Raw genomic sequence first — 267 nt, 5'->3', positions numbered from 1 at the left:
ACAAACGCATCCACTCAAAGGACAAGCCCTATGTCTGTGATCAGGATGGGTGCAACAAAGCATTTACCTCATCCAGCAACCTCACCAAACACAAGCGCACCCACACAAGGAAGAAGCCCTTTGTCTGTGATCAGAGCGGGTGCAACCAGTCTTTCACCCAAGCCACTTATCTCACCAGACACAAACACACCCAACACCACAGGAAAGATGAGTGACCCGGTCTGTCCCTCGCACAACCATACCCTGACAGTAAACATCAGCATCACT

The 267-nt window shown here is 50.6% G+C and carries 1 protein-coding gene; it reads left to right on the top strand.

The genetic code is table 11. The features are described 5' to 3' along the window. The first annotated feature begins 8 nt into the window (after positions 1-8). Entirely contained in the window at positions 9-215 is a 207-nt protein-coding gene (locus E1189_RS26080) for a C2H2-type zinc finger protein (protein ID WP_408014669.1), read from the top strand. The last annotated feature ends 52 nt before the right edge of the window (positions 216-267 follow it).

Source organism: Parendozoicomonas verongulae, from assembly GCF_009711465.1.
GTDB lineage: Bacteria > Pseudomonadota > Gammaproteobacteria > Pseudomonadales > Endozoicomonadaceae > Sansalvadorimonas > Sansalvadorimonas verongulae.
The sequence above is the reverse complement of the archived record's forward strand: the minus strand, read 5'-3'. Positions and strand labels throughout refer to the sequence as shown.